Below are 8,328 nucleotides of genomic sequence, written 5' to 3' on the forward strand. Positions count from 1 at the left end.
ACTACGCTTTTAGCTGGCAGGAGACGGTTCACTTTGCAGCAGGCGGAACCGCAAGGTAATTGTCTTTCTTATATTACCTTGAATTTAGGTAGCGTCACAGACGCGCCACGTCAGAATCTCCCAACGTTTAAGGACAGGTTCAGCAATCACGATTTCATTTTCTCTTGCCTCCATGACCAGCAAATAATCTCCCTGGTTAAATCTGTTATTGTAAATTCTTGCTTGTTCTTCTGGCACCAACCATCCTTGAAGTGCGCCATATAGACCGCCAGCAGTTGCAGCAATCCCACTTCCAAAGAAAGTTGCTAAAATGCTTTCCACCGCTACTGCCTGACCAATACCGGGAATTAGCAGGCTGCTGAGTCCAACAATTAAGGCTAGTGAACCTAGTCGTATGCTGCCGTATATCGCGCCTACTTGTGCGCCTGCTGCTCTTGTGATTAAAATTTGCTGCACGCCCAGACAGTCCAAATCATCATTCTCAGAAGGTTTAGCAATCACTGAAATCTTGTGCATGGGGAAGCCCCTGCTTTTTAGCTCAACTAGCGCCTGCTTGGCGTTTCGATGATTAGTAAATAGGCCGCTAGCACGTTTGAGATTTTGGTAATTCATGAGAAATATTCAATATTAAACGCTACAAAATTGGTAAATAGTGTGTAAAGTCGCTGGCAATGACCGCATCACAAAAACCACTTAGTTCAGAGGTGCAAAACGCTTTAGCAAAGCTGACAAAGGAATCATTGGCAGTCCGAATCCGATACAAATTAAGCCTTGGATTAGGTTCAAAGCTTCAGTGTCGAATAACTGATTCATAATGCCCCATTGGCTAAACAGGAATTGGAGAATGAAAATAGCCCCAATGCCGATCGCCACAGCATAGCCAACTGATTCATCTTTACCGCGTAGTTTGGCGACGATCGCCGGAACGAAGCGACTGATGCTTAATAGGTAAAAAGCTTCTGCCGCAACCAATGCTTGAATTGCCATCGTCCGGGCTAGAGCTTCATTGCCTGTGGTTTGGACGATCCATTCAAACATCCCAAAGATCGCAATCCAGTTAAATACCGAAACTGTCAGAATCCGAGCCGTCAGCCTGCGAGACAGAAGCGGTTCATTGGCAGGTCGAGGCGGCTGTTGCATGACATCGGGAGAGGGCGACTCAAATGCCAACGGTAAGCTCAATGCAACTGAACTGACCATATTCAGCCAGAGAATTTGTACTGGCAAAATGGGTAGTGGGGTTGCCAGAAGTACGGCAATCAAGATGGTCATGGACTCTCCACCATTCACGGGCAGGATGAAGGCGATCGCCCGCAGCAAATTTTTATAAACCGTGCGTCCTTCCTCAACTGCTTTCTCGATCGAAGCAAAATTGTCATCCGTCAGAATCATATCTGCGGCTTCTTTTGTGACTTCAGTGCCCGTGATGCCCATCGCTACCCCAATATCAGCTTGCTTCAAGGCGGGAGCATCGTTAACTCCATCTCCAGTCATCGCCACAATCTCGCCCTTAGACTGAAGTGCTTCGACAATGCGGAGCTTTTGTTCTGGTGCGACACGAGCAAATACACAGGTTTTTTCAACAGCATTGGCTAATTGCTGCTGATTCATTAGACCGAGTTCTTGACCCGTAAAAACAGGAGCATCTTGGGTTTGATTTAGTCCCATTTGGTGCGCGATCGCTGCTGCTGTTTTGGCATGATCGCCGGTAATCATCTTGACCTCAATTCCAGCCGTCCGACAGGCTTGAATTGCTTGAATTGCTTCGGCGCGAGGCGGGTCGATCATGCCTTGCAGCCCCAGAAAAGTTAACCCTTGCTCAATATCAGAATGCTCAATTGAAGATTGAGAAGCGGGTACAACTTTCTTGGCAAGTGCCAGAACTCGTAACCCTTTTTTCGCCATTCTGTCTACGGTTTGCTCGATCGGCGCGGAGTTGAGGGATCTCGCCTCTCCCTGTTCATCGAGCATCTGGCGACACCGCTTGAGAATTGCCTCGATCGAACCCTTGACATAAATCAACCGTTGTGGGCGATCGTCATGTAAGGTTGCCATGTATTGAAACTGAGATTCAAACGGCAGTGTATCGATCCGGGAAAGCGCTTCCTCGAGTTTCTCAGTAATTAACCCCGCTTTTTGGGCTACCGCAACCAGCGCCCCTTCCGTTGGACTACCGATCGCAGTCCAGTTCCCATCTTGCACGTCTAGATAAGAATCGTTGCACAACAATCCTGCTTGCAGGCATTCATATAAGGCAGGTGCGTTCGCCAGGTCAACCGAGCGTCCATTTACAGAAATTTCCCCGTCTGGCGCATATCCTCCACCGCTAACCCGATATCGCTTTCCACCGGCATCGATCTCTTGAACAGTCATTTGATTCTCAGTCAAGGTTCCGGTTTTGTCGGAACAAATCACCGTGGTGCTGCCCAGCGTCTCAATTGCCGGAAGTTTGCGAATAATGGCGTGCTGCTTTGCCATTTGGGAAACCCCGATCGCCAGTGTCACCGTTAAAATCGCGGGTAAGCCTTCAGGAATTGCGCTGACGGCAAGCGCCACAGATGCCTTGAACACCTCAACCCAAGAAAATCTCTGGGCAATGCCTGCGACAAAAGTGAAGGCAGCCAAACCTAAAATGACATACAGCAAGGTTTTGCTAAATTTGTCAATTTTGCGACTCAGTGGCGTTTCCAGTGTGCTACTTTGCTGCATTAGTTGGGAGATGTGTCCGGTCTCGGTCATGTCACCGATGCTGACGACCAGTCCGCGTCCCTGTCCAAACGTTACCAGGCTTCCGGTATAGGCCATGTTCGTGCGATCGGCCAGCGGAGTGTCTGCCTCTAAGGGCTGGGATTCCTTCTCAACCGGGACAGATTCTCCAGTTAACGCTGACTCATCGACCTGTAAGTCACGGACTTCGATCAGTCGCAGATCCGCAGACACTTTATCCCCTGAAGACAGCAAGACGAGATCGCCAGGAACCAGTTCGCTGGATGAAACCACTTGCTTTTGACCGTTGCGGAGAATGGTTGCCTCAGTTGCAACAGATTTTGCTAAAGCGGCGATCGCATTCTCTGCCTTTGACTCTTGAACGAAACCAATAGTGGCATTCGTCAGAGCAACCCCAAAAATTACCCCTGAATCAATCCACTCTTTCAGAAATGCTGTTACTATCCCAGCAGCTAACAAAATGTAGATTAGTGGCTGATTCAGTTGCTGAAAAAATCGCAACCAGGCACTTTGCGGCTTCTGAGCCGTTAGTTGATTGGGCCCGAGGATCTCGCGCCGTTGGGCTGACACGTGGGAAGATAGACCTATTTCCAGGTCAGTCTCTAAAAGCCGAGCCACTTTCTCGACAGAGAGGTGATGCCAAGAGTGTTCTACTAATTTTTCTACATTGGTTGCAGTCATAACGTTTCTTGTCAAGCCAAGTGCTTCTCTGCTATTTCGTCTTGTTTCTAGCGTCATTGATGAATGTGAGGGAAAAGTGATAGACTGATTTCTGTTACTCACATTTGGATCACATTTGCTTCCTATACTTAGGAAGAGAACCGACTGAGATAGCTTATCAACTTGCAAACCTTAGTTCACTGGATTTGATTTATGGTTGACTGTTGACTGTTGACTGTTGACTGTTGACTGTTGACTGTTGACTGTTGACTGTAGAAGGAGGGCTCAAAAAAATGAAAATTGCGCGAATTATTTGTTGGCAGCTTTATTCGACTTTACGCCAGATGATGAAGCGCGGATTTGATATCATTCCGGCGCAGCCGGAATTGATATAAAAAGCCTTCCTTTTGATGGATGAACTATCGTACATTCACTTTTGAAGTTGAAAGGCTCAAAGACTTCATGCTGATGTTTATCGGCAAAATTGCGTTTCCCAACAAACAAAATAAACAAAGAATATGCAATTATTAAAGCTATTTGTGCAAGGAATCAGCGTCAGCACAGTTGCAATTTTGGGTTTAGGTGCTTGCACCTCCCCCAATACTTCACAGACAACTGTTCCATCTACTTCTGCTCCCACAACTGCCACTGGAAATACGACTGTTCCCACCACTCCTGCGCCTGCAACCACCACAGCCCAGACGCCTCAGAATCAAGACATTGACGATATTGCCGATCGCGTAGAAGAGGCCTTGGACTCCGATAGCACCCTCAAGTCATTCGATTTGGACGCAGACGATCGGGATAATTCGATTGTGTTAACAGGGCGCGTTCAAACGGCAGAACAAAAAGCATTGGCAGAACAAATTGCTCGGCAAATTGCAGCGAATGTTTCCATCAATAACGAAATCGTTACTCAGTAGTTCTTAATCCTCAAGCGGCAAGAGTATTTGGCGCTTCTTGCCGCTTGAGGAATTGCTTGATCGCAGTAAGGAAACCTCTGGATTTGGCAACCTTATTTGACTGGATGCGATCGCAATATTGAAACAATAAACTTATTCCACGATTTCGTAACGGACTAACTGGCGAACATTTTGACGTGATAACTGGAGCTCTTGCGCGATCGCTGCCTCTATCTGGGTTGCGTCAGTAATTGGCAATTCTAATTCCAATCGCTTCAAAATGGGTTCTGCTGTTTCTACCGCAACCTGGGTGGTTCCTTGTTTTCGGTTAATCACCGCGTTGATCAGCAATATATTGACAGACACCGTTGCTTTAAGCTGGGTATCTGCCTGAAGTTTATTCTTTGCGATCTGGGGTTGTTGTAATTCTTGAGCCATTAGGAAACTGGAACCAACCCAAAACGCGATCGCCACAAACGGCAATGGCAACCAAAACTCTGCGCCTGATGCTTTTAGCCAACGTTTAGTAACCGGCCACATAAATTTTTTACCCCACCCCAACCCTCCCCGAACCCGCAGGTAGGGAGTAAGAAATTCACAAATGATTTAGGATTGCTATATTTGCACTTTAGTGGAGTTACCGCTCTGCTGAAATCATACTCAAGGGCGATGCGTCAAATATTTCAGTTCGATAAGCCCAATTAAAGAAAAATATGAGAATCTTACTTGTGGAGGACGACCCAAAGCAACTGATGCCACTTCAAACAGTGCTGTCTCAAGCAGGACATAGCGTGGATGGGGTAAAAGATGGAGAGACGGCCCAGTGGCTGTTATCAGAAAAAGAATATGATTTGTTGATTTTGGACTGGATGTTGCCACATATCAGTGGGGTAAATCTCTGTCGTCAATATCGCTCGGCAGGGAAAACAGCGCCGATTTTGATGATTACGGCAAGAGACACTACGCCTGAAAAAGTGACCGGGTTAGACGCAGGTGCAGATGATTACCTGGTGAAACCGATCGATTTGGTTGAATTCATGGCACGAGTCCGGGCATTAAGACGGCGATCGCCCCTTTGGCAAGGAGATACGCTCAGCCTTGAGGATCTGCACCTCCACCTCGATACTCTGACTGTTGAGCGACAAGGTGCAACCGTTTCCCTCTCCAGTCGCGAGTTTCAGTTGTTGGAGTATTTTATGCGTCATCCTCGACAGGTTTTGACTCGGAATCAGATTGAACAAGGCGTGTGGGAATGGGGGACTGAACCAGAGAGCAATGCGATCACTGTTCTAATTCGCAAACTCCGCCAACGCTTGCAGGCTGTAGGATCAGCAGATTGGATTGAGAGCATTTACGGTATGGGTTATCGCCTCACTTCCCCTCAAAAGTAACGATCGTGAAGGCAAGCTGTGTTTAATCAAAGTCGTCGCAATCTGGCTCGTTGGTTCACCCTCTCAATGGGAAGCATTCTCGTGCTGTTTGCTGGGGCGATTTATCATATTGAGGTAAAAGATAAACTAGAGGCGCTCGATCGACTGCTGTATGACAAAACTAGAGTCATGGCTGCCAGCGTGCATTATGAAGTTCGCCAAAACCAGAACCAGGTCGATCTGAGTCATGTTTCCTTGTTAGGCAGTGGTTCGCATCCCCTTGCTGAAGATCTGATTTACGTGCGCTGGTATAACGCACAAGGGCGGCTAGTTCGTTTTTTTGGGAATTCTCCTCCCGATCGGTTAAATACGCCTTTTGGTTATCTCACAGTTCGATCGACCGATCCGCTTTTGGGAAAAGGGATCTGGCTGCGTCAGGTGACATTACCAGTCGAAGGCAGAACCGGGGTGCTCGGCTATCTTCAGGTTGCAACTCCCCTGACAGAAACTCAAAACAGCCTCACTCAGCTTCAGATTGTGCTCACTCTCGCTGTCCCGCTGACACTGGGCTTAATTGCCCTCACAGGTTGGTTTCTCAGTGGGCTGGCCATGCAACCGATTCGGCAAGCCTATCAGCAGCTTCAGCGCTTTACAGCCGATGCCTCTCACGAGTTGCGATCGCCCCTCTCTGCCATTCTCACTAATGCCCAGCTTGGGTTGCTGATCGCGGCTGATGATTCGCGTTACCATCCTCCCTTAGAAAACATTGTAGATAGCGCAAAATCAATGGGAGCGCTCGTGAATAATTTACTGCTGTTGGCTCGTCATCAGGGGCGACTTGCGCCGGAATCGCTGAGGTTAATCAATCTCAACGAGCTCCTCAGCAATTTAGCAACCCAGTTTCTCGCACTTGCAGAAGCCCAAAATATCAAACTCACCTGCGAATCACCGGAACAACGGATTGAATTATTGGCTGACCCTGATTTGCTACGGCAAGTAGTCGAAAACTTGCTTTACAACGCCTGTAAATATACTCCCGTTGGCGGAACTGTAAAGATACGCCTAGTTCTTCATTCCAATTTGGCAGTCATTCAGATAATTGATACGGGAATCGGTATTCCAGAAGCGGACTTACCCTATATTTTCGATCGCTTCTATCGAGTAGACACCGAGCGATCGCAGGAGAGTGGAGGCTTTGGGCTGGGGTTAGCGATCGTCCAACAAATTGTCAAGGCACACAGCGGACAAATACAGGTGACGAGTGAAGTGGGCAAAGGCTCAACGTTCCAGGTTGAACTGCCGATCAAACCTTATCACTAAGCCGCCTCAAACGAGAGAGAAGGTGCACTCTGCTTTAGACGTAACTGCAATGTATGTGGTGTATTTGGATGAATGCCGATGAAGCTGAAACATGATTTCTGGGTTGGTTGGGCGCTAGGGGCGATCGTCATTACCTCTTGTTCAGAGCAAACTACCTCACAAAGGCAACAACCTGATATAAAACGTGAAATTTCACTGAGAGGAGTCCCGTTAGATAAAACAAAAGTTGTGATGGGACAAACCGTATATGTCCCTATTTACTCACATATTTATCACTACAATAGCCAGGATCAAGTCATGAATTTGTCAGCCACCCTCAGTATCCGCAATACGGATCTGACAAATTCGATTATTATTACTTCGGTGCGTTACTACGATAGCGATGGGAAATTGATTAGGCAGGACATTAAGAGTCCAGTAGAACTCAAGCCGCTTGCTTCCACAGACTTTTTCATTGCAGCAGATGATACAAGTGGAGGTTCAGGTGCAAACTTTCTTGTGGAGTGGGTTGCAGAAAAAACGGTTTATGAGCCTGTCATTGAAGCTGTCATGATTAGTACCTCTTCTTCGCAGGGCATTTCCTTTGTCAGCCCCGCTAAAGTTCTCAAGCAACACAGGATGCAAAAGTGATTTTAGAGGATTAAATTCTTGCTTTACAAGGTAGTTGGAGACTACCCTAGAAGGGATTGAGGGATTGCTAGCAAAAGGTTGTATTTTGCAATTAAAATGTCCATATGTCAATACGGTTCAGATAAGCACTCATGGAGACAAACCCCTGTGAAAAACAGATACTGCATTGGCGAATCCTGCCCGCAGGGCTTATACCAATTCACTATGAAGGTACACTAAAATCTAGGGTAAAAGTAGAGGAAATCCAATATGGCGAACAAACTTCAGGTACAAATCCAGGAAACGGTTGAGGAACTAGAGCATCGGCTCGAAGGTCATGCGACCGCCGTAAATAAAGAAAAATTACTGGTATTATACTGGCTGGCCACCAAAAAAATCCAAAAAAGAGCAGAATTAGCCACGATGTTGAAACGAGACGAATCAACAATATATCGTTGGTTAAGAGCTTACAAACAAGGTGGAATTAATGAATTACTTAGCATAAAAAAAGCTCCCGGAAAGACTCCACATATTCCACCTGAAGTTAGAGAAAAATTAATCAAAAAACTCCAAGAACCACAGGGAGAAACAAGTTATGGCAAATTACAGACCTGGCTCGAAAAAGAATGCGGAATTAAAGTGAGCTATAAAGTGGTACATGACCCAGGGTAAACGCATCTAAATTAAGTTGACATAAAATCATATTTGTGCGTGAGTCTTTTTCTGAAAAAATCCTTCTT

8 protein-coding genes are annotated in these 8,328 nt (G+C 46.6%); 5 read left to right on the forward strand and 3 right to left on the reverse strand.

What is annotated here, in order from left to right:
- Positions 1–84: 84 nt before the first annotated feature.
- Together QUB10_RS28790 and QUB10_RS28795 are read right to left on the reverse strand one after the other, a co-directional pair.
- Complete coding sequence (locus tag QUB10_RS28790; RefSeq protein ID WP_333206644.1) at positions 85–612, reverse strand: hypothetical protein; 528 nt, start codon at positions 610–612, stop codon at positions 85–87.
- 81 nt (positions 613–693) lie between these two features.
- Positions 694–3,408 (reverse strand): cation-transporting P-type ATPase, encoded by a 2,715-nt coding sequence (locus tag QUB10_RS28795; RefSeq protein WP_333206645.1) that lies wholly within the window; start codon positions 3,406–3,408, stop codon positions 694–696.
- Between the two features lie 497 nt (positions 3,409–3,905).
- Between QUB10_RS28795 and QUB10_RS28800 the strand changes: the two genes are divergently transcribed.
- Positions 3,906–4,310: a BON domain-containing protein gene (locus tag QUB10_RS28800; protein ID WP_333206646.1), complete on the forward strand. Its 405-nt coding sequence runs from the start codon at positions 3,906–3,908 to the stop codon at positions 4,308–4,310.
- 132 nt (positions 4,311–4,442) lie between these two features.
- Here the strand turns inward: QUB10_RS28800 and QUB10_RS28805 are convergent, their stop codons facing one another.
- The gene (locus QUB10_RS28805; RefSeq protein WP_333206647.1) at positions 4,443–4,829 is read right to left on the reverse strand and encodes a hypothetical protein; all 387 of its coding nucleotides are present in this window, start codon (positions 4,827–4,829) and stop codon (positions 4,443–4,445) included.
- Between the two features lie 173 nt (positions 4,830–5,002).
- On the opposite strand from QUB10_RS28805, the gene rppA reads away from it, so the two are divergent.
- The 4 genes from rppA (at position 5,003) to QUB10_RS28825 (ending at position 8,260) form a co-directional block, all read left to right on the forward strand.
- Entirely contained in the window at positions 5,003–5,680 is a 678-nt protein-coding gene (gene rppA / locus QUB10_RS28810) for a two-component system response regulator RppA (protein WP_333206648.1), read from the forward strand.
- A gap of 18 nt (positions 5,681–5,698) precedes the next feature.
- Positions 5,699–6,979 (forward strand): HAMP domain-containing sensor histidine kinase, encoded by a 1,281-nt coding sequence (locus tag QUB10_RS28815; RefSeq protein ID WP_333206649.1) that lies wholly within the window; start codon positions 5,699–5,701, stop codon positions 6,977–6,979.
- Positions 6,980–7,057: 78 nt separating this feature from the next.
- Complete coding sequence (locus QUB10_RS28820; protein ID WP_333206650.1) at positions 7,058–7,609, forward strand: DUF3124 domain-containing protein; 552 nt, start codon at positions 7,058–7,060, stop codon at positions 7,607–7,609.
- Positions 7,610–7,858: 249 nt separating this feature from the next.
- Positions 7,859–8,260, forward strand: coding sequence for a helix-turn-helix domain-containing protein (locus QUB10_RS28825; RefSeq protein WP_333206651.1), 402 nt, complete (start codon positions 7,859–7,861; stop codon positions 8,258–8,260).
- Positions 8,261–8,328: the final 68 nt, after the last annotated feature.

The sequence above is a fragment of the Microcoleus sp. B5-D4 genome, assembly GCF_036705145.1.
Classification (GTDB): domain Bacteria; phylum Cyanobacteriota; class Cyanobacteriia; order Cyanobacteriales; family Microcoleaceae; genus Microcoleus.